This is a genomic window from Burkholderia sp. ABCPW 14 (genome assembly GCF_001523835.1).
Lineage (GTDB): Bacteria > Pseudomonadota > Gammaproteobacteria > Burkholderiales > Burkholderiaceae > Burkholderia > Burkholderia mayonis.
Window position 1 is genome coordinate 1 of the sequence record NZ_LOVS01000032.1, and the last position, 22,073, is coordinate 22,073.

The 22,073-nt window shown below is 69.1% G+C and carries 14 protein-coding genes and 3 pseudogenes; 5 read left to right on the top strand and 12 right to left on the bottom strand.

The window, feature by feature from the left end; genetic code table 11:
• Nucleotides 1-131: pseudogene (locus WS62_RS35925) on the top strand (DUF2827 family protein); the annotation flags it as partial.
• Between the two features lie 211 nt (nt 132-342).
• Here the strand turns inward: WS62_RS35925 and WS62_RS04550 are convergent.
• The 5 genes from WS62_RS04550 to WS62_RS04570 form a co-directional block, all read right to left on the bottom strand.
• A complete protein-coding gene (locus tag WS62_RS04550) occupies nt 343-1,488 on the bottom strand; it encodes a DUF2827 domain-containing protein (RefSeq protein WP_059469962.1) in 1,146 nt (381 codons plus the stop codon).
• A gap of 141 nt (nt 1,489-1,629) precedes the next feature.
• Nucleotides 1,630-3,630: an acetyl-CoA carboxylase biotin carboxylase subunit gene (locus WS62_RS04555; protein WP_066568304.1), complete on the bottom strand. Its 2,001-nt coding sequence runs from the start codon at nt 3,628-3,630 to the stop codon at nt 1,630-1,632.
• 112 nt (nt 3,631-3,742) lie between these two features.
• The gene (locus tag WS62_RS04560; RefSeq protein ID WP_066568307.1) at nt 3,743-4,528 is read right to left on the bottom strand and encodes an enoyl-CoA hydratase/isomerase family protein; all 786 of its coding nucleotides are present in this window, start codon (nt 4,526-4,528) and stop codon (nt 3,743-3,745) included.
• Between the two features lie 19 nt (nt 4,529-4,547).
• A complete protein-coding gene (locus WS62_RS04565; protein WP_066568309.1) occupies nt 4,548-6,155 on the bottom strand; it encodes a carboxyl transferase domain-containing protein in 1,608 nt (535 codons plus the stop codon).
• Nucleotides 6,156-6,177: 22 nt separating this feature from the next.
• Nucleotides 6,178-7,374 (bottom strand): isovaleryl-CoA dehydrogenase, encoded by a 1,197-nt coding sequence (locus WS62_RS04570; RefSeq protein WP_066568311.1) that lies wholly within the window; start codon nt 7,372-7,374, stop codon nt 6,178-6,180.
• A gap of 204 nt (nt 7,375-7,578) precedes the next feature.
• Here WS62_RS04570 and WS62_RS04575 point away from each other — a divergent pair, with 204 nt between their 5' ends.
• Nucleotides 7,579-8,343, top strand: coding sequence for a TetR/AcrR family transcriptional regulator (locus WS62_RS04575; protein WP_066568313.1), 765 nt, complete (start codon nt 7,579-7,581; stop codon nt 8,341-8,343).
• 46 nt (nt 8,344-8,389) lie between these two features.
• On the opposite strand, the gene WS62_RS04580 is transcribed toward WS62_RS04575, so the two are convergent.
• Nucleotides 8,390-8,794 carry a RidA family protein gene (locus tag WS62_RS04580; RefSeq protein ID WP_059469956.1) on the bottom strand — a complete coding sequence of 135 codons (405 nt, stop codon included), beginning with the start codon at nt 8,792-8,794 and terminating at the stop codon, nt 8,390-8,392.
• 293 nt (nt 8,795-9,087) lie between these two features.
• On the opposite strand from WS62_RS04580, the gene WS62_RS04585 reads away from it, so the two are divergent.
• The 3 genes from WS62_RS04585 (at nt 9,088) to WS62_RS04595 (ending at nt 12,423) form a co-directional block, all read left to right on the top strand.
• Nucleotides 9,088-10,068 carry a LysR family transcriptional regulator gene (locus tag WS62_RS04585; protein ID WP_066568316.1) on the top strand — a complete coding sequence of 327 codons (981 nt, stop codon included), beginning with the start codon at nt 9,088-9,090 and terminating at the stop codon, nt 10,066-10,068.
• Nucleotides 10,069-10,643: 575 nt separating this feature from the next.
• The gene (locus WS62_RS04590; protein WP_066568319.1) at nt 10,644-11,285 is read left to right on the top strand and encodes a hypothetical protein; all 642 of its coding nucleotides are present in this window, start codon (nt 10,644-10,646) and stop codon (nt 11,283-11,285) included.
• Nucleotides 11,286-11,409: 124 nt separating this feature from the next.
• The gene (locus WS62_RS04595; protein WP_066568322.1) at nt 11,410-12,423 is read left to right on the top strand and encodes a DUF2891 domain-containing protein; all 1,014 of its coding nucleotides are present in this window, start codon (nt 11,410-11,412) and stop codon (nt 12,421-12,423) included.
• Between the two features lie 207 nt (nt 12,424-12,630).
• Here WS62_RS04595 and WS62_RS04600 read toward each other — a convergent pair whose 3' ends face one another.
• From WS62_RS04600 to ptsP, 6 genes and pseudogenes are all read right to left on the bottom strand, one after another.
• On the bottom strand, nt 12,631-14,067 hold the full coding sequence (locus WS62_RS04600; protein WP_066568324.1) for an MFS transporter: 1,437 nt from the start codon (nt 14,065-14,067) through the stop codon (nt 12,631-12,633).
• Between the two features lie 187 nt (nt 14,068-14,254).
• Nucleotides 14,255-14,989, bottom strand: coding sequence for a GNAT family N-acetyltransferase (locus WS62_RS04605; RefSeq protein ID WP_066568326.1), 735 nt, complete (start codon nt 14,987-14,989; stop codon nt 14,255-14,257).
• 1,007 nt (nt 14,990-15,996) lie between these two features.
• The gene (locus WS62_RS04610; RefSeq protein WP_066568328.1) at nt 15,997-17,925 is read right to left on the bottom strand and encodes a PTS fructose-like transporter subunit IIB; all 1,929 of its coding nucleotides are present in this window, start codon (nt 17,923-17,925) and stop codon (nt 15,997-15,999) included.
• Nucleotides 17,926-17,946: 21 nt separating this feature from the next.
• Nucleotides 17,947-18,210: pseudogene (locus tag WS62_RS38755) on the bottom strand (PfkB family carbohydrate kinase); the annotation flags it as partial.
• A gap of 576 nt (nt 18,211-18,786) precedes the next feature.
• Nucleotides 18,787-19,503, bottom strand: a pseudogene (locus WS62_RS38760) (1-phosphofructokinase family hexose kinase); the annotation flags it as partial.
• Nucleotides 19,500-22,043, bottom strand: coding sequence for a phosphoenolpyruvate--protein phosphotransferase (gene ptsP / locus WS62_RS04620; protein ID WP_066568331.1), 2,544 nt, complete (start codon nt 22,041-22,043; stop codon nt 19,500-19,502). The pseudogene WS62_RS38760 and the gene ptsP, both read right to left, overlap by 4 nt.
• Nucleotides 22,044-22,073: the final 30 nt, after the last annotated feature.

The following is a 22,073-nucleotide window of genomic DNA, read 5'->3' on the forward strand; positions in this document are numbered from 1 at the left end:
CGTTCCGCGAGCACGACGCGAACCTCGACGCGTATCGCGGGCAGTCGCGACAGCTTCTGGATTCGGTCAGCATCTACAACCCGGGTAACGTCGCCGCGTATACGGACGCGATCGCCGCGTTGTATCGGTAAGCCGACAGCGCGCTCCAGGTTTCCGCTCGTCTCCCCGAACGTCGCTTGAACAAGCGCGTAGCGTCAATGCGTGGTCGGGCAACAATAGGCCGCGCCGAAAAAAGATCCGGCGTGAACCACCGTGATCGATGCGCCCGACGCGAAGACCAAGGCGAAGGCGAAGACGCCGCGATCCCGGCCGCGCCCGCACCTGCCGCCGCTCGCGCAACGTTCAGCGCCCGCAGTCGTTGACGAGATTCGCGAGCAGCGTGTCGTATTCGGCGACGAGCGCCGGATTCTTCGACGTATAGCGGCGCAACAGGCTGCGCTGCCGCGCCGCGTAGCCCTCCCAGTCATCGTCGTGCTCGCGCAGCACGCGCATCAGCGTTTCCGTTCCCGCCTGCACGTCGTTGTCCGGATAGTAGTAGCCGATGTCCGGCACGAGGTGTGCGTTGTGGACGAGCGGGTAGCCCTGCCAGCAGACGTCGAAGTAGAAATAGTTGAGCGGGTTCTCCCACTGGTGCGACACGACGACGTCCGTGTATTCGGCGAGGAACGCCGGCGTGTCGAAACGGCCGACGAAGCTCGCCTTGCTCGCGCGGACGACCTCCAGATAGTTCATCAGCATCACGAATTCCGGGCTGTCGTGCGCGAGACGCTCGGCGTTCGTCACGTGCGTGAACGCGATCGCGTCCGGATCGCGCCGATACGCTTCGTCGATGATCAGCATCGGATACACGCAGAACTTGACGACGTCGTGGTTCGGCTCCATCACGGTGAGCCGCTTCGCCCGCTTGCCGCTCGGCCGATACTCGCCGTGCTCGTGCATCAGCCGCGTACGCTCGGTCAGGAACATCGGGTCCCAGACGAACGGCACGACGCGCCCCGGGCAGCGCCGCAGCGACTGCATGAACGGCAGCGACGACGGCGCGATCTGCGGAATCGCCCAGATCTCGTCGTAGCCGCGATTGATGAAAAGCGTATCCCACATCCGGCGGCCGAACAGGATCGACTGCGTCACGTGGATGTACTCGAAGCCGCAGCAGTAGCTGACGAGCTTCACGCCGCGCGCCTTCAGGTATGCAGTCTGCTCGCCGTCGATCTGGCCGCCGAGCTCGATCAGCACGTCGAGCGAATCCTTCATCTCGGTGAACGAGCGCGTATCGAAGATCCGGCAGTCCCACGGCAGCGCATCGGTGATCGGCACGTCGGTCGTATTGACGATCGTCACGCGGTAGCCGCGCGACGATTTCATCAGCAGCTTCGCGAGAAACAGCGCGTTCTGCTTGATGCCGTTGATCCAAAGGCTCTCGTTCGGCTCGCGCAGGCCGATCGTGATACCGATGCGCAAGCCGTTCAAATCGACAGGGGAGGTCATCACATGCTGGAGGGAAGGGAAGTTCGCAGTGTAGCGCACCGCCCGTTGCGTATTCCGCGCTACCGCCCGCACCACTATACGAGTCTAGCGGACATCATATGACCGGACTGTCAGATATCGTTAACGTACGCGCCGCCGCGCTCAACCTTGCCCCATGACGAGTAGCTGCGCGCCGTCCGCAACCTGGTCGCCCACCGCGTACAGCACCTCGCTGACGACGCCCGCGGCCGGCGCGCCGATCGTGTGCTCCATCTTCATCGCCTCCATCACGATGAGCGGATCGCCCTGCTCGACCTTCTGCCCCGGCTCGACCAGCACCGCGATCACCTTGCCCGGCATCGGCGCGGTGAGCCGGCCTTCGCCTTCCGTCGAATCGGCCGCGTGCGCGAGCAGGTTGCGCCATTCGAACGCGCGTGCGACGCCCTGGCAGAACACGTGGAACGTGTCGCCGTCGACATGAACGCGCCCGCTCGTGCGCACGCCGCCCAGCGTCACGTCGAAATCGAGCGGGCCCGCGCCGCGCGTCCACGCGAACGGCTTCGCGACGCCGCCGACCGCGAGCGACTCGATCCCGCCCTTGTCCGCATAGTGCGATTCGAGCGTCGCATCGTCATCGAGCGCGCGCCATTCGATCGTCCGGCGATAGCCGGCGTTCAGCCGCCAGTTCGGCAGCGCGCCCCACGGCGACGCCGCGCCGCCCGCGCCCGCCCGTTCGCGCTCGCGTGCGAAAAGCGCCGCGCACGCGAAACCGAGCGCCGCCGCGGGCGCCGGCTGCGGCGCAAATAGCGCATCGCGGTGGCGCTCGATCAGGCCGGTGTCGAGATCCGCGTCGGCAAACGGCCGGCTGGCGACGATCCGCTGCAGGAACGCCGCATTCGTATGCAAGCCGACGACCTCGCACTCGCGCAGCGCGCGCGCGAGCGTCGCGAGCGCCTGCGCGCGCGTGTCGCCGTGGACGATCAGCTTCGCGATCATCGGATCGTAGAACGGCGTGATCGCATCGCCTTCGCGCACGCCGCTATCGATCCGCACGGCCGCGCCGACGGCGAACTCGACGCCCGCCGGCAATCGCAGATGCTTCAGGCGCCCGGTCGACGGCAGGAAGCCGCGCGCCGGATTCTCCGCGTACAGGCGCGCCTCGATCGCGTGCCCGCGAACCCGCAAGTCCGGCTGCCCGAGCGGCAGCGGCTCGCCCGCCGCGACGCGCAGTTGCCATTCGACAAGATCGAGCCCCGTGACCATCTCCGTCACCGGATGTTCGACCTGCAACCGCGTGTTCATCTCCATGAAGTAAAACGTTTCGCCCGTCATGATGAATTCGACGGTGCCCGCGCCGACGTAGCGAACCGCGCGCGCGGCCGCGACGGCCGCCTCGCCCATCGCCTGCCGGACCTCGTCCGCGAGCCCCGGCGCGGGCGCTTCCTCCAGCACCTTCTGGTGGCGGCGCTGCACCGAGCAGTCGCGGTCGAACAGGAAAACTGCGTTGCCGTGCTGGTCGCCGAATACCTGCACCTCGACGTGGCGCGGGCGCTGCAGGTATTTCTCGATCAGCACGCGGTCGTTGCCGAAGCTCGCCGCCGCCTCGCGCTGGCACGACGCGAGCGCCGCCGCGAAATCGGCCGTGCGCTCGACGACCCGCATCCCCTTGCCGCCGCCGCCCGCGCTCGCCTTCAGCAGCACCGGATAGCCGATGCGATCGGCTTCACGCCGCAGCAGCGCGAGATCCTGGTCGTCGCCGTGATAACCGGGCACGAGCGGCACTGCGGCAGCATGCATCAGCGCCTTCGCGGCGGCCTTCGAGCCCATCGCGGCGATCGCCTCGACGGGCGGCCCGACGAACACGATACCCGCCTCCTCGCACGCGCGCGCGAAATCCTCGTTCTCCGACAGGAAGCCGTAGCCCGGATGGATCGCTTGCGCGCCCGTCGCGCGCGCGGCGTCGATGATGCGCTCGATCCGCAGATAACTGTCGGCGGCCGCCGCGCCGCCGATGTGCACGGCCTCGTCGCACGCGGCGACGTGCTTCGCATGCGCGTCGGCGTCCGAATAGACCGCGACGCTCGCGATGCCGAGGCGTTTGCAGGTCGCGGCGACCCGGCAGGCGATTTCGCCGCGATTGGCGATCAGGATCTTGTCGAACATGGTGGGTCAGGAAACGGGATGTCGGTAACGAATTCGGTTCAGTGCACGCGCCGCGCGGCGGTGCCCGGCACGGCCGCCGTGACGCCGCGATGCGCCCGGCGGCCCATGCGCGTCACGCGCGCCACGACGGCGGGCGCTTCTCGAGGAACGACGCGACGCCTTCGCGCGCCTCGGCGCCGGCGCGCGTCCGCGCGATCCAGTCAGCGGTCTGTTCGATCAGCGCGGCGTCGAGCGTGCGGCCCGCGACGTCACGCACGAGCGCCTTGCACGCGCGCACGGCCTGCGGGCCGTTCGCGCACAAGGTCTCGGCGAGCGTGGAAACGGTCGCGTCGAGCGCATCGGCAGGCACGCGCTCGTGGACGAAGCCGAGCTGCACGGCCTTCGCGCAGTCGAACACTTCGGCCGTCGCGAAATAGCGGCGCGCGGCGCGCTCGCCCATCGCGCGCACGACGTATGGCGCGATCGTCGCCGGAATCAGCCCGAGACGCGCTTCCGACAGGCAGAATTTCACGTCGTCGGCCGCGACCGCGATGTCGCACGCGGCGACGAGCCCGACGCCGCCCGCGTACGCGTCGCCGTGCACGCGCGCGATCACGGGCTTCGCGCAGCGGTGGATCGCCTCGAGCATCCGCGCGAGCCGGCGCGCGTCGGCGCGGTTCTCGTCGTCCGAGAAGCCCGCCATCCTCCTCATCCAGTTCAGGTCCGCGCCCGCGCAGAACGCCGGGCCGCGCGCGGCGAGCACGACCGCGCGCAGCGCCGGATTCGCGTCGATGCGGTCGAACGCGGTCGTCAGCTCGGCGATCATCGTCTCGTTGAACGCATTGCGCACGTCGGGGCGCGCGAGCGTGACGGTCGCGACGCGGCCGTCGTCGGTCACTTCGATCGTTTCATGGCGCATCGTCGGCTCCTCACATCCGTCACATCCGGAACACGCCGAACCGCGTGTCCTCGATCGGCGCGTTCATCGCGGCGGCAAGGCCCAAGCCGAGCACGTCGCGCGTCTGCGCGGGGTCGATCACGCCATCGTCCCACAGGCGCGCGCTCGCGTAGTACGGATGGCCCTGGCGCTCGTACTGGTCGCGGATCGGCTGCTTGAACGCCTCTTCGTCTTGCGCCGACCACTCGCCGCCCTTCGCCTCGATCCCGTCGCGGCGCACGGTCGCGAGCACCGACGCCGCCTGCTCGCCGCCCATCACCGAGATGCGCGCGTTCGGCCACATCCACAGGAAGCGCGGGCCGAACGCACGCCCGCACATCCCGTAGTTGCCCGCGCCGAACGAGCCGCCGATGATCACCGTGAACTTCGGCACCTTCGCGGTCGACACGGCCGTCACCATCTTCGCGCCGTGACGCGCGATGCCTTCGTTCTCGTACTTGCGCCCGACCATGAAGCCCGTGATGTTCTGCAGGAACACGAGCGGGATCTTGCGCTGGCAGCACAGCTCGATGAAATGCGCGCCCTTCGTCGCCGATTCGGAGAACAGAATGCCGTTGTTCGCGACGATGCCGACCGGATGCCCCCAGATGTGCGCGAAGCCCGTGACGAGCGTCGTGCCATAGCGCGCCTTGAATTCGTCGAATGCGGAATCGTCGACGATCCGCGCGATCACCTCGCGCACGTCGAACGGTTTCCTCGTATCGACGGGAATCACGCCGTACAGGCTTTTTGCGTCGTGGCGCGGCGGCAGCGGCTCGCGCGGCGCAAGCGGCGCCGCGCCGCGCACGCCGAGATGGCCGACGATCGTGCGCGCGATCGACAACGCATGCGCGTCGTTCTGCGCGAGGTGATCGGCGACGCCGGACAGGCGCGTGTGCACGTCGCCGCCGCCGAGATCCTCGGCGCTCACTTCCTCGCCGGTGGCCGCCTTCACGAGCGGCGGCCCGCCGAGAAAAATCGTCCCCTGGTTCTTGACGATGATCGACTCATCGCTCATCGCGGGCACGTACGCGCCGCCCGCGGTGCACGAGCCCATCACGACCGCGATCTGCGCGATGCCCGCGGCCGACAGGTTCGCCTGATTGAAAAAGATCCGGCCGAAGTGGTCGCGGTCGGGAAACACGTCGTCCTGATTCGGCAGGTTCGCGCCGCCCGAATCGACGAGGTACACGCACGGCAGCCGGTTCTCGGCCGCGATCTCTTGCGCGCGCACGTGCTTCTTCACGGTCATCGGATAGTAGGTGCCGCCCTTGACGGTCGCGTCGTTGCAGACGATCACGCACTCGCGGCCCGCGATCCGGCCAATGCCGGTGATGATGCCCGCGCCCGGCGCGTCGTCGTTGTACATCCCGTACGCGGCGAGCTGCGACAGCTCGAGGAACGGCGCGCCCGGATCGAGCAGTTGCGCGATCCGGTCGCGCGGCAGCAGCTTGCCGCGCGACAGATGCTTGTCGCGCGCGGCCTGCCCGCCGCCGAGCGCCAGCCGGTCGACCTTGTCGCGCAGATCGGCGACGAGCGCCTCGAGCGTCGCGGCGTTCGCGCGAAATTCGTCGGAACGCGGGTTCAGCCTGGATTCGATGATCGGCATCGCGTGTGCTCCGCGCGCGGGGTCAGGCCGTTTCCGCGAACAGCTCGCGGCCGATCAGCATCCGGCGGATCTCGCTCGTGCCGGCGCCGATCTCGTAGAGCTTCGCGTCGCGCCACAGGCGCCCGACCGGATATTCGTTGATGTAGCCGTTGCCGCCGAGGATCTGGATCGCCTCGCCCGCCATCCACGTCGCTTTTTCCGCGGTGTAGAGAATCACGCCCGCGCAGTCCTTGCGCACCTGGCGAACGTGCGCGCCGCCGGCCGGGGCCATGCCGCCCGCATCGAGATGGCGGCCGACCGCGTACAGATATGCGCGGCACGCCTGGAACGTCGTGTACATGTCGGCGATCTTGCCCTGGATCAACTGGAATTCGCCGATCGGCTGGCCGAACTGCTTGCGGTCGTGGACGTACGGGATGACGGCGTCGAGGCAGGCGGCCATGATGCCCGTCGGGCCGCCCGCGAGCACCGCGCGCTCGTAGTCGAGCCCGCTCATCAGCACCTTCACGCCGCCGTTCAGCTCGCCGAGGATGTTCTCTTCCGGCACCTCGACGTCCTCGAACACGAGCTCGCCCGTGTGCGAGCCGCGCATGCCGAGCTTGTCGAGCTTCTGCGCGACCGAGAAGCCCTTCATCCCCTTCTCGACGATGAATGCGGTGATCCCGCGCGCGCCGGCGTCGGGCTCGGTCTTCGCGTAGACGACGAGCGTGTCGCAGTCCGGGCCGTTCGTGATCCACATCTTCGTGCCGTTCAGCACGTAGCGGTTGCCGCGCTTGTCCGCCCGCAGCTTCATACTGACGACGTCCGAGCCCGCGTTCGGCTCGCTCATCGCGAGCGCGCCGACGTGCTCGCCGGAGATCAGCTTCGGCAGGTACCTGCGCTTCTGCGCTTCGGTGCCGTTGCGGTGGATCTGGTTCACGCAGAGGTTCGAGTGCGCGCCGTACGACAGCCCGACCGACGCCGATGCGCGCGAGATCTCCTCCATTGCGACCATGTGCGCGGTGTAGCCGAGACCCGCGCCGCCGTATTCCTCGGCGACCGTCATCCCGAGCACGCCCAGCTCGCCGAACTTGCGCCACAGGTCCATCGGGAACTGGTCGGTGCGGTCGGTCTCGGCCGCGCGCGGCGCGATTTCCTTCGCGGCGAAATGGGCGATCGAATCGCGCAGCATCTCGATGTCTTCACCGAGCATGAAGTTCACGCCGGGCAGGTTGCTCATGTCTCCTCCGTCTCCAGGAAGTCCTTGGACGCGCCGGTTATTGAGTCTCGCTCAAATCGACGATTCCACCGGTTCATTGCCATATGCTGCGGAAATTTTCGCTAGTTTCGCGCTTGACCCGCACGATCGTCAATAGTTTTTTGAGCAACACTCAGCTATGATCGGAAGCATCGCGACGACACCCGATTCCGCAGGAAAACCCGTATGGCCGCCACTCAGAAAGCCGACCGCGCGCACGCGCCGCGCGCGCCCGCCGGACGCAAATCGCAGCAGCGCGTGCAGGACATCCTGCGCGCCGGACGCGAGATCTTCGCGGAGAAAGGCTACGAGCATGCGACCGCGGCGGAGATCGCGCAGCGAGTCGGCGTATCGGAGGCGACCGTGTTCAGCTACTTTCGCGGCAAGCGGGAGCTGTGCGCACGCGTGATCGCCGATTGGTACGACGAAATCATCGACGCGTTCGAGACCGGGATGCCGCGCGACGCGTCGGTGCGCCAGCAATTCGCATTCATCGTCCGCACGCACCTGCGGCTGATGCTCGTGAACGGCACCGGCCTGTGCGCGCTGGTGCTGTCCGAAGGGCGCGCGAAGCAGCACGCGCTCGCCGACGAGCTGACCGCCTTGCAGCGCCGCTACACGGCGCCGCTGATGGACGTGCTCGCGCGCGGACAGGCGGCGGGACAGGTGCGCGCCGACATGCCGCTCAGCCTGTTGCGCTCGATGGTGTTCGGGCCGATGGAGCACGTGCTGTGGGACGCGATCCTCGGGCATCGCAAGCTCGATACCGAAACGACGGCCGAGCAATTGATCGATCTGCTGTGGGCGGGATTGCAGCCGCCCGCGCCGCAGAACGCGGCGCTCGTGCGTTTTCGGAGCGACGTCGCGGACGCGGTGAGGCGGCTCGACGAAGCGTGCGCGCAGGCGCAACGCGGGGCAGCGGCGTGCCGCAAGGCGGGAAAGCCGGCGTAGCGGCGCGGCGCGCCGGCAAGCAGCCGCGCGGCCCCGCTCCGGCACGCTAGCGGGCAGCGGACTCCGGCAGCTTCGCGATCACCTTGATCTCGAACTGAAAGCCGTAGAGCCACGTCACGCCGATACCGGTCAGCGTCGGGTGCGGCGCATCCCCCCAGTAGTCGGCGGCGACCTTCCAGATCGCGTCGAAGCGTTCAGCGGGATCGACGACGAAGATCGTCACGTCGACGACATCGTCGAACGTGCAGCCGGCCGCCGAGAGAATCGCGTTCAGATTGCCGAACGCGAGCCTGACCTGCGCGTCCAGATCCGGCTCCGGCGAACCGTCGGGCAGGCTGCCGACCTGCCCCGACACGAAAAGAAAACCGTTGGAACGAACGGCCGGGGAATAGCGGTTTCGCTCGTACAGCGCCTGACGCTCGGGCGGAAATACGACATCACGTGCGGACATCAATCTCTTCCTTGAATGTGAATGGATCGGTTGCGAACGGCTCGACCGTCGCGATCGGCAAACCGACGCTCGACACGCGGGCGATGCATGACTGCGGGACGACATCGCCTCGCGCTGAACGAGGCGGCGCGCCGGATCGTTGCGGCCGATATCGCATCGGCGCCGTCGGTCGACCGCGCATTGCGATGGAAAGACTGTAAGGGGTCCGTCATGCCCGGATAAACAGGCAAGACGTACAATCACTGTTTGCCGCCGCCAAACAAACTCTGAAACGCTGGACGCAGGGAGCCAAAGTGGATCGCTTCGATGCTTTGCAGGCCTTTGCCCGCGTGGTCGAGGCAGGGAGCTTCACCAAGGCCGCGCAGACGCTCCACATCAGCAAGACCACCGTGACTCAGCTGGTCCAGCAACTGGAGGCGCGGCTGCGTGTCAAATTGCTGAATCGCACCACACGTCAGGTCAAGCTCACAGCCGACGGCGCCGCGTATTACGAGCGCATCGCGCGGCTGCTCGCCGACCTGGAGGATGCCGACGCCAGCCTGTCGAGCGCGTCGGCGTCGCCGAAGGGGCGTCTTCGCGTGGACGTTCCCAGCCCGTTCGCCCTCATGATTCTCGTCCCCGCGCTGCCGGCATTTCATGCGCGCTATCCGGACATACAGCTCGACATCGGCGTGAGCGACCGGATGGTGGACCTGATCGGCGATAACGTCGATTGCGTGCTGCGCGGCGGCGACCTTCCCGACTCTTCGCTGATCGCCCGTCGCATCGGCGAGCTGCGGCTCGGCGTTTACGCGGCGCCGCGTTATCTGGACGCAGCCGGCACGCCGTCCCATCCTCGCGAGCTGAACGGCACGCATCATCGGATCGTGGGCTTCCTGAGCCCACGCAGCGGCAGAGTCGCTTGCGTCGCGCTGCGGCGCGATGGCGAGCGTGGCGAGAGCATTCGGATCGAAAGCCGCTACGCGGTCGCCATCGATGACGGAAACGCGTACCTCGCGGCAGGGCTCGCGGGCCTCGGCGTTCTCTGGCTGCCGCACTATATGGCGGAGGCGCCCGTCGCGCGACGCGAGCTGGTGCCGCTATTCGACGATTGGGCACTCGAGCCCATGCCGATGTATCTCGCGTATCCGCCCAATCGGCACCTCGGCATGAAGCTGAAGGTGTTCATCGCATGGGTGGAAGAGCTGATGGCGCGACATGCGCCGATTTCCGCCGCACGAGATCGGCGACATGGCGCGGCCGGCGCACGCGATCCGCATCGCCGAGACGCATAGAACCGCATCGGCCAATTGGAACGCCACGTCCGCCGTGCCGCCGTTGGCGGCGCGCTTCGTGCGCGCATGGAAATCGCGAGACGCATCGCTCGAGCGACGGCCACGACAAGGTCGACGCGCGAAGATCGGCGGATGAAGGCACATGCCCCGCACGCTCGCGGTCTCGTGGGCCGTCGGCACGCGCTCAAAATGATCCGCCTGCCGCCGGCACGGATCGCCTCGACAGCCGACGGATCGCTCGCCCCTTCTCCCGTTAACGTTTTGTTCAAGCCGCGCAGCGCAATTCACGACGCGCCTGTCACTGGTCAAGGCTCTCGCTTCGCCAATGCGCCCGAAATCGCGCTTTATCGGTCGATTCAAATCTGCTCTTCAAAAATCGCAACCGCAATTACGCGAGACGAATATCCAATTCGCCGGGGCAAAGCGCAAACAAAATGCGGCCGAGGATTTTCATCGACAGCATTTTTGAGCGTCTCATTCGCTCCGAGACAAATCTCCACACGAACCCGGTCGACATTACAGGGTTAACCATGAGACGATCCGCGGCTCGTTAGATTTTCGTCGCTACTCGCCGTATGAATTTCCCGAAGTCGCGCGCGGCACTGGCCGCGATCCTGCTGGCGGCGTGCATGAGCGCGGGAGCGCAGCCGCTCGCCGGCTCGCCGTCGAGCGCAACGCCGGCGTCCCAAGCGACGCCCGCGCAGACACGCCCGCACACGCCACCGCCCGCCAATACCCGTCTTCATTCGCTGCCGCCTCCGAGTCTCGCGTCCCAAACGCTGTCGACACACGCGCCGCCTGACGCGAAGCCGCAGTACACGGACCCGCTGCAGCGCAATTTCGCGTTCGCGCAGGACAACGACCGACAGCAAGCGTGCGACGAGCTGGCGTCGAAAATCGACAATCTGGCGCGCCACGCGGAAGCGGCCGCGCGCTCGGCCCCGCCGGCGCTGCTCGCGCCAAGCACGATCAACAGCCCGACGCCGTGGAAAGTCCCCGCGCCGCCCGTCTACGAGCCGCCGCCGTCGCGGCCGCTGCCGTCCGCGAATGGCCGCGCGCCGTCGAACTTCGCGCCGCTTCCGTCCGGTTACTGGAGCCGTCCGTGGGCGCACAAGCCGTACCCGGCCACCGAGAAGGACGCGAAGGAACAGCGCGAGCGCAGCGAGCGGCAGATCGAGCTCGAAACCCGTTATCGCCAGTTGCACTGCCGTCCCTAGGCGCCGCGCCATCCGCGCGCGCGGCGGGCGTCACCGCGCTCATGCACGCGCGGACGCCGGCGGGTAACATGTCGTCGACCGCGGCGCGCGCAATGCGCGCCGCTCTTCTCCCGACGCCCTCGCCATGACCGCCCGACAACTGACGCCCGCCCTCGCCTCGCAATTCGCGAACCTCGCGCTCGGCCACCTGACGCGCGAATATCCGAACAAGCTCACGCATTCGCTCGCCGGCCCGGAAGACGTGCGCGGACCGCGCGCGCTGCATCCGATCTTCTACGGCAGCTACGACTGGCATTCGTGCGTGCACGGCTACTGGCTCGTCACGCGGCTGCTCGATCGCTTTGCGGACCTGCCCGAGGCGCAACAGATCGTCGCGACCGTCGACACGCACTTCACCGCCGACAACGTCGCCGGCGAAGCGGCGTACCTCGATCTGCCGCACAACCGCGGCTTCGAACGGCCGTATGGCTGGGGATGGCTGCTCGCGCTGTCCGCGCAGCTCGCGTCGATGACGTCCGAAACGGGCCGCCGCTGGTCGGCGGCGCTCGCGCCGCTGACCGGCATCTTCGTCGAGCGCTTTATCGAGTTCCTGCCGAAGGCGACCTATCCGCTGCGCGTCGGCACGCACTTCAACACCGCGTTCGCGCTATCGCTCGCGCTCGATTTCGCGCGGCAGACGCGGCATGCGGCGCTCGAAGCGCTGATCGTCGACACCGCGCGGCGCTGGCATCTGCGCGACGCGAACTGCCAGGCGTGGGAGCCGAGCGGCGACGAGTTCCTGTCGCCGGCGCTGATGGAGGCGGAGCTGATGCGGCGCGCGCTGCCGGCGGCCGAGTTCCTGACATGGTTCGACGCGTTCCTGCCGTCGCTCGCCGCGCGCGAGCCGGCGGCGCTCTTCACGCCGGCCACCGTCACCGATCGCACCGACGGCAAGATCGCGCACCTCGACGGCCTGAACCTGAGCCGCGCGTGGTGCCAGCGCTCGCTCGCGCGGGCGCTGCCGGACGGCGATCCGCGCCGGGCGGTGCTCGCCGGCGCGGCCGACACGCATCTCGCGAGCGCGCTCGCGCACGTTGCGGGCGACTACATGGGCGAACACTGGCTCGCGTCGTTCGCGCTGCTTGCGCTGGAGGCTTGACACTGGCGCGACATGCCGAACGCATGCGACGTCGGCATGCGATACGAATCCGGCGACCGAACCCTGCGACACGCAAACGCCGCGCTTCGCAACCGACGCGCGCACCACACGACGAAATGCACACCGCGCCGACGCGCTCGCCGCCAAGCCGGACGGCACGCGTGCACGCTTCGAACGCACGCGCCCTCGCCGCCCGCCCGTCGCGCATCAATGCGAAATCGCCTCGAGCGCGATCCCTTTCGTTCTCGGCCCCATCAGCCCGATCGACGCCATCACGATCGCCATCGCGCCCGCGATGAACACGAACACGCCCGGCGTGCCGAATCCCTTCAGCACGGCCGCGATCGCGAACGACGTGAAGATCGCCGAGAAGCGGCTCCACGAATAGACGAAGCCGACCGCGCGCGCCCGGATCGCGGTCGGGAACAGCTCCGCCTGATACGCGTGGAAGCTGTAGGACATGATGTTGTTCGCGAGCGTCAGGCACACGCCGAGCGCGACGAGCAGCCACGCGGCCGACGCCTGGCTGAACATCAGCCCCGAGATCATCGCCGCGCCGGCCATCGCGACGATCGCCGTCTTGCGCTCGAAGCGGTCGGCGATCGCGAGGCCGATCAGCGGCCCGATCGGCGCCGCGAGCGCGATCACGCTCGAATACATGAGGCTCGTCGTGACGGTGATCCCCTGCTTGACGAGGAGCGTCGGCACCCAGTTCGCGAAACCATAGAAGCCGACGGTCTGGAACACGTTGAAGATCGTCATCATCACCGTGCGCTTGCGGTACGGCGGCGCCCACATGTCGCGGAACCGGCCGCGCGGCGCGACCGGCTCGGCGGGCGCGGGCGGCGGCAGCGGCCGGCCGTGCTCCGCCTCGACTTTGACCTCGAGCGCGGCGAGCACGCGCTCCGCCTCGTCGAGCCGGCCTTGCTGCGCGAGCCAGCGCGGGCTCTCCGGCAACTGCCGGCGAATCCACCAGACGAAGATCGCGCCGTGCGCGCCGATCAGCACGACCCAGCGCCAGCCGTCGAGGCCGAGCGGCGCGCGCGGGACGAGCAGGTACGCGAGCAGCGCGACGACAGGCACCGCGACGAAGCCGACCGCCTGCTCGCACGCGAACGCGCGGCCACGGATCTGTTTCGGGACCAGCTCGGAGATGTATGTGCTGATCGTCACCATTTCGACGCCGAGCCCGAGCCCGACGACGAAGCGCCAGAAGTTGAGGCCCGCGGCGGTATCCTGGAACGCCATCACGATGTTCGCGGCCGTGTACCCCAGCAGGGACCACGTGAACACCGCGCGGCGGCCGAAGCGGTCGGCGAGGAAGCCGCACGCGATCGTGCCGATGAAAAGCCCGGCAAACAGCGCGGCGATGAAGCTCGCGACGCCCGTCGTGCCGAACAGGCCGTGCGTCGTCGCGGTCAGGATGCCGCTCTTCACGAGGCCGGGCGCGACGTAGCCGCTATAGAGCAGATCGTAGAGCTCGAAGAAGAAACCGAGGCTCAGCAGCGCGACCAGTTTCCAGACGCTGCGAGTGGGCGGCAGGCGGTCGAGGCGCGCCGCGATGACGCCGGCGTCGATCGTCGTCGCAAACGCCGACGCCGACGCCGACGCCGACGCGCGCGAGGCGCTTTCCGTTAAAGCCATGGCGGGAGTGTCTCCGAATGTCGTTGTGGCGAATGACGGCCGTGCGCGGCCGTTGGGGTTTCGGGCATTTTACCGGCCGGGCGGCCTGCGACCCAACGGCATCGCCGCCTCGCCCGAATCCGCTCGACGGTCGAGCGGCCCGCCCTTCCGATGCGCGCGGTGCGCGCATCTGCGCCATTCGCACGCGTCAGGCGTCGCTGCTGCGCGACGCCGCGATCAGCGCGGCGAGCGACTGCCGCTGCCGCCCTCGCGCGTCGAAATTCTCCGCGGCAAGCCACTGCCGGAAGGCCGACCGCAACGCCGGCCATTCATGATCGACGACCGAATACCACGCGGTGTCGCGCGACCGCCCCTTATAAACGACGGCCTGCCGGAACAACCCCTCGTACGTGAAGCCGTAGCGAAGCGCCGCCGCGCGCGATGGCGCGTTGAGGCTGTCGCATTTCCATTCGAAGCGGCGATAGCCGAGCTCGTCGAACACGCGTTGCATCAGCAGGAACATCGCTTCGGTGCCCGCGCACGTCTTCTGCAACAGCGGCGAATAGGCGACGAATCCGACCTCGGTCACGCCGTTCGCCCGGTCGGTCCGCATCAGCGCGCAGGTGCCGACCGCCTTGCCCGCCGCCAGATCGACGATCGCATGGTGCAGCGGATCGTCGGTTTCGGCCGCCTTCGCCAGGTACGCGCGATAGCTCGCGGCGTCCGCAAAGGGGCCGGCGCCCATGTAGGTCCAGTCGCGGCCGTCGGCGGCCGATGCATACGCCGCATGCAGGTCGTCCGCATGCCGGCTCACGTCGACCGGCTCGACCCGGCAGAACCGGCCTTGCATCGGCGTGCGCGGCGGCGCGGAACGCGGCTGCCAATCGGGCGCCGGCGCGCCGATCGGCTGCCCGAATTCGTTGGTGAAAGCGCTGTCACTCACTGGTTTGTCCCGGAACGTTGGATGGATCGCGGATTCGCGCAGAAGTCTGCTCGGAGTCTGCTCGGAGTCTGCTCGAAGGCCTCGGACCGCCGACGACGACGCAGCGACGGCGGATTCGATTGTAAAAGGCATCGACGAGACATGCCGCATCGGCGCCCGCGAACGGGGGCATCGGTCGCCGAAGTCCGTTTGCGCATCGGCGATCGGCTCACGGAATGTATCGTCAGCCCGGTCGCGATGGAAGCAGACTCGCGGGAAATCAGACCGGCCGTTCCGCTCATTGGAATGCCGCGCGTCGATGCCAAGCCGTGAAGCATGGCGGCGCGATGCGAACGGCGTCGGTGCGCGACATCGCACGTCGTCGAAGTCGCGCTTCGCATCTCGCACGACGAGCGGTGCATGACGCACTGCGAACTGCGAACCGTGAGTTGCGAGCTGTGAGCAGCAAATAGCGAACAAAGCGCGGTAAGCAGTGGGCGGTAAGCAGCGGGCAGCGGGCAGCGGGCAGCGGGCAGCGGGCAGTGGGCAGTGGGCAGTGGGCAGTGGGCAGTGGGCAGTGGGCAGCGAGCGGCAAATGACGAATGGCGAATGGCAAGCAGAAATCGTACGAAATACGCGAACCATCGAGGAATGCAAACCTGCGCCGCCGCTTGCAAGGCTCGGCTAGCATCCACTCGGACAGCCGCCGAAAGCGTGCGTGTGCTGCAAACGCGCACGCGTCAAGAAACCTACGCGGCGACCCGCATGGAACGTGGCACGGTGATGATCGGCGACGTCCCGCCGCCGTCCGCGCGAGGATGTGCGAAAACGCGAGACTTATCGAATGTCGGCTGTCGCGTTAGCCCACCCGAACCGCCGCCGAACCAACCCGGCGCGATCTGACTCGTCGATTTTTGCGCACGCCGCGTTCGGCGCACGGTTTCACGCAGGTCCCGGCAACTTCGGCCCGCCCGCAAGAAAGAAACCCGAACGGCGCGCGGCAACCGCCGCCGCTCGCCGTCCCGATCTCAAGTGCGCGCAACCGCCGGCTGCGGCGTCCGCTTCAGCGCGCCGACCGCGACCGCCGTCACGAGCGTCCCGACGACGATCGCCAGCGCATACACGCCGAGATGCGTGACGGCATTCGGAATCGGCAGCACGAAGATCCCGCCGTGCGGCACCTTCAGCTCGGCGCCCGCCGCCATCGAGATCGCGCCCGTCACCGCCGAGCCGGCGATGCACGCGGGAATCACGCGCATCGGATCGCGCGCCGCGAACGGAATCGCGCCTTCGGTGATGAACGCGATGCCGAGCACCGCGGCCGCCTTCCCCGCTTCGCGCTCCTCGGTGCCGAAGCGCTGGCGGAACAGCCAGGTCGCGAGCGCGATGCCGAGCGGCGGCGTCATTCCGGCCGCCATCGTCGCGGCCATCGGCGTGTAGACGTGGCTCGCGATCAGTCCCGCGCTGAACGCATACGCGGCCTTGTTCACCGGACCGCCCATATCGACCGCCATCATCCCGCCGAGGATCAGCCCGAGCACGACCGCGCTGCCCGCCTGCATCGAGCGCAGCCAGCCTTCGAGCGCGTGCAGCGCGGCCGCGACGGGCGAGCCGACGACGTAGATCATCAACAGCCCGACGATGAGCGTCGACAGCAGCGGAATGATCAGCACCGGCTTCAGCCCTTCGAGGTTGCGATGCAGCTTCAGATGCCGGTTGATCAGGAGCGCCGCGTAGCCCGCGAGGAAGCCCGACACGATCCCGCCGAGAAAGCCCGCATTCAGGCTCGCGGCGAGCATCCCGCCGACCATCCCCGGCGTGATGCCCGGCCGGTCGGCGATCGAGTATGCGATGTAGCCGGACAGCGCCGGCACGATCAGCGCGAACGCCGACTTCGCGCCGATCTGGAACAGCGACCACGCGAGCGTGCCCTTGTGCGCGTCGTCGAACGCGTAGATGCCGCCGAGCGCGAACGACAGCGCAATCAGCAGGCCGCCCGCGACGACGAACGGCAGCATGTACGACACGCCCGTCATCAGATGTCGATACGGGCCGCCCGCTTTCGCGGCGCGCGCCTGCTTCGCGGCCGCGACCTGATCGACGAGCGCCGACGCGCCCGCCCCGGCGCCCGCCGCCGCGCCGCCTTCGATGCGCGCCTCGACGATCGCCCGTCCGATCAGCGCCGCGCCCTTGCCGATCGCGCCCTTCGTGCCCGTCTCGTAGAGCCGCTTGCCCTTGAAGCGGCTCTTGTCGACCTGCGTGTCGGCGGCGATCACGACGAGATCCGCTTCGGCGATCTGCGCGTCGGTCAGCTTGTTCTGCGCGCCGACCGAGCCCTGCGTCTCGACGTGGATCGCATGGCCGAGCGCCTGCGCGCCTTGCGCGAGCCCCTCGGCCGCCATGAACGTATGGGCGATGCCGGTCGGGCACGACGTGATCGCGACGATCTTCAGCGGACGGGCGTCGGCCGACGCCGCAATCGGCGCGCGCGGCGCTTCGGCAACGCCGGAACGCGCCGCCGCGAGCGAGGCGGCCGGCGCGCCGCCTGCCGCTTGCGCCCCCGCTCGCGAAGCAGCCGATACCGCGCCGCCGACGGGCGCCGCGCCGTTTGCCGCCTGCGCGAACGCAGTCGCGACGGCCGCGTCGGACGCACGGCCCGCCGCGCGCGCGAGCACCGCGTCCGCGTCGCGGATCGCGTCGTCGACCGACACGCGGTGAATCGTCTTGCCCGCGAACGGCGCTTCGTCGATCGACGCCGGGTCGTCCGCCGCGATCAGCACGGCGCTCGCCGCGCCGATCTGGTCGGCGGACAACGGTGTCTGCACGCCGAGCGCGCTGCGCGTTTCGAGCGCGAGCGCGATGCCGCGCGCCTGCGCCGCGCGGTTCAGCGCGTGGGCGGCGAAGGTCGGCGCGGCCGTCCGCGCCGGCGCCGCCACGAGTCCGATCAATTTTTCCATGTGTGTCTCCGGCCTGCCGGCTTATGAATGAACGACGCCGTCCGCCACGGCGGCCAGCGTGAAAGTCTCGACTTCGACCTGCGCGGCGAGCGCGTCGAGCGTCGCGCGATCGGGCAAATGCGGGCCGACGCGCGCGAGCTTCGCGGCCGCGAACGCGGTCGCGCGACGACCCGCGTCGCCCCACGCGCGCGCTTCGGTCAGGCTCGCGACGAGCCCGGCGACGAACGCATCGCCCGCGCCGACCGTGCTCGCGACGGGCACGCGCGGCGGCGTCGCGCGGAAGATCCGATAGATGGCCGGATGCGGGGCGGCGCGTTGCGGCGAGGGCGGCGCGTCTGCGGTTGTCGATGTCGATGCGGGCGACGTCGATGCGGGTGATACGGGCGATGCGGGTGATACGGGCGATGCGGGTGATACGGGTGATACGGGCGATGTGGGCGATGCGGGCGATGTGGGCGATGTGGGCGATGCCGAACGTACCGTCGACGACGGCCGCCCGTCGGCCCCCGGCGATGTGGTCGAAGATGCGAGCGCGTCCACGGTCTCCACAGTCGCCAGCTTCGACGACTGGGTCGCATCGAACGTCCGCGATCCGACCGATGCCTTCGATGCCTTCGATGCCGCTGATACTTCCGATACTTCCGATACTTCCGATACTTCCGTTACTTCCGTTACTTCCGTTACTTCCGTTACTTCCGTTACTTCCGTTACTTCCGTTACTTCCGTTACTTCCGTTGCTTCCGTTGCTTCCGTTGCTTCCGTTGCTTCCGTTGCTTCCGTTGCTTCCGTTGCTTCCGTTGCTTCCGTTGCTTCCGTTGCTTCCAACGCCTCCGACGCTCCCCAAGCCCCCGCCCCGACATCCGCCGCGACACCCAACGCGCCCTTCGCGCCAAGCGACACGACGACATACGCGATCCCGCGCGCGGCAAGCTCGCACGCGGCCTGCACGATCGCGTCGTCGTCGCGCAACGCGCGGCCGAGCGCCGCTTCGAGTTCCGCGAGATTCGGCTTCACGAGATCCGGCAACTCGCGCGGATCATCGGCCGCGAGCGCATCGGCGAGCGGCGCGCCGCTCGTGTCGAGCGCGACGCGCGCGCCCGCGCCGTGCAGCGCGCGCGTCGCGCGCCGGTAGAACGACGCGTCGACGCCCGGCGGCAGGCTGCCCGCGAGCACGAGCCAGCGGCCGGGCGCCGCGAGCTCGATCATCCGGCGCTCGAGCGCCGCGACGTCGGCGAGCGTCGGCCGCGACGTCGCGAGATTGATGTCGGTCGTCTCGCCGCGCGCCGGATCGACGAGCTTCACGTTGATCCGCGTGCGCCCCGCGATCCGCACGAAGCGGTCCGCGATCTGCTTGTCGGCGAACATCGCGTCGAACGCCGCGCTGTCGGCCGCGCCGAGCAGCCCGGTCGCGATCGTCGCGATCCCGTAGTCGGCGAGGCAGCCGGCGACGTTCACGCCCTTGCCGCCCGCGTTGAATTCGAGCGACTCCGCGCGGTTCACGTCGCCGAGCGTCAGGTTCGACACGCGCACGGTCTGGTCGAGCGCCGGATTCGGCGTCACGGTCACGACGGTCGTCATGCGGCCACCCGGATCTCGGCCGAATCGAGCGCGCGCACCGCATCGACGTCCGCGCAGTCGAGCGCGCGCAGCGCGAGCGCCTGCAGCGCGTCGAGCCGCGCGCCGCGCAGCCGCGTCTTCACCGCGGCGACGTCGCGCGCGCTCATCGACAGCTCGTCGACGCCCAGGCCCGCGAGAATCGACGCGCCGAGCGGATCGCCCGCGAGCCCGCCGCACACGCCGACCCACTTGCGATGACGGCGCGCGCCGTCGACCGTCTGCCTGATCATCCGCAGCACGGCCGGATGCAGGCTTTCGGCGAGCCGCGCGAGCTCCGGATGCTCGCGGTCGATCGCGAGCACATATTGCGTCAAGTCGTTCGTGCCGATCGAGAAGAAGTCGACGACCTGCGCGAAATGATCGGCGAGCGCGGCGGCCGACGGCGTCTCGACCATGATGCCGAGCGGCACCTTCGGCGCGTCGAGCTCCGCGCGCACCGTCTCGGCGAGCGCGATCGCCTCGCGCGCCTCGTCGAGCGTCGACACCATCGGGAACATGATCGACAGCGGCCCTTCCTTCGCCGCGCGATAAAGCGCGCGAAGCTGCGGCACGAACAGGTCGGGACGCCGCAGGCACAGGCGCAGCCCGCGCACGCCGAGGAACGGATTCGATTCGTGCGGCAGGTTCAGATACGGCACCTGCTTGTCGCCGCCGATGTCGAGCGTGCGGATGATGAGACGCCGGCCGCCGCTCGCGTCGACCATCTGCTTGTAGCACGCGTATTGCTCGTCCTCGTCGGGCGCGTCGCGGCGCTCGAGGAACAGGAACTCGGTGCGCATCAGGCCGACGCCGTCCGCGCCCTGCGCGAGCGCGTCGGCGACCTGGCCCGGCCGCGTGATGTTCGCGCCGATCTCGAGCACGTGGCCGTCGAGCGTCGCCGCGGGCAGCGCGCGGTTCGCGCTCGCACGCCGCCGCTCCTCGAGCAGGCGCTGCTCGACCTGGCGCGCACGCTCGGCGTCGCGCGCCGACACGCCGACGTACAGCCGCCCCGCGTTGCCGTCGAGCACCGCGCGCGCGCCGTCGGCAACCTCCATCAGCCTCGCGCCGCACGCGACCGACGCCGGCACGCCGAGCGTGCGCGCGAGGATCGCCGTGTGCGATGTCGGGCCGCCCGCGACCGTGCAGAAACCGAGTGTCACGGCCGGGTCGAGCCGCGCGGTATCGGACGGCGTCAGGTCTTCGGCGATCAGGATCGACGGCGCGTTTGCGTCGCCGCTGCCGCCCGTCGCGTCGCCCGCGCCCGTTTCGCCGAGATGCCGCAGCACGCGCTGCGCGACGTCGCGCAGGTCGGTCGCGCGCGCGGCGAGAAGCGGATCGGGCAGCGCGGCGAGCCGTTCGGCCCGCGCTTCGGCGGCCTGATGCCACGCCCACGCGAGCCCGTGCCCGTCGACGATCAGTCGCGCGGTCTCGCCGAGCAGTTCGGCGTCGTTCAGCAGCTCGCGCTGCGCGACGAAGATATCGCCTTCGGCCGCGCCGAGCCGCAACGCGGTCTCGCGCGCGAGCGCGTCGAGCTCGGCAGCGGTCTCGACCAGCGCCTGGTCGAGACGATGCGTCGCGTCGAGCGTGTCGCCCGGCCTGTCTTCGATGTCGACGCGCGTCGCGCGCAGCACGCGCACCGGCCCCGTCACGAGGCCCGGCCCCGCGCCGATCCCCTCGATCGCGGTCGCCGGGTCCTCCGGCGTCCACAGCGCGGGCTGCACGCTCTGCCGGCGCGCCTGTGCGGCCGCCGCGCGCGCATGCTCCCCGGCGGCGAGCGCTTCGATCGTGCGTGCGAGCGCCGCGAGCGCGTCGGCCGCGTCGGCGCCCTGCGCGGACACGACGAGCCGCGCCTGCGGGGTCGCACCGAGCTGCAGCAGGCTGACGAGGCTCTTCGGATCGGCGGCGACGTCGCCATGGCGCACGCGCAGCGCCGCCTGATACCGCTTCGCGGTCGCGACCCATGCGCTCGCGGGCCGCGCGTGCAGGCCGTGCGGGTAGTCGAGGAGCACGTCGACCTTGTGCGCGTAGTCGGCGGGCGTCGCCTCGACGACGGCCGCCGCTGTGCCGGCGGCGTCTGCCGCGCGCGCGGCGCTCGCGCCGTTCAGCGCATCGACGATCGCTTGCGGATCGCGCGCGGCGAGCAGCCGCTCGAGCTGCGGCGGATCGCCGATCAGCCGGGTCAGGCGCTGCAACAGCGCGATGTGTTCGTCGGACTGCGCGGCGATCGCGACGATAAGACGCGCGCGCTCGCCGCCCTGCCACTCGACGCCGTCCGGCACCTGCAGCACCGCGACGCCCGTGCGGCGGATCAGATGGCGATCCGCCTGCAACCCGTGCGGAATCGCGACGCCGCTGCCGAGATACGTGTTCGACACGGTCTCGCGGCCGTGCAGGCTGTCGACGTAACCGGGCTCGATGACGCCCGCCGCGACGAGCAGCGCGCCGGCCTGGCCGATCGCATCGTGTTTCGAGGCGGCCTTCGCGCCGAGCCGGACGAGTTCCGCGGTGAGCAACGGCGGCATCGCGTCTCCTGAGATGAGTCGTTGGAATGT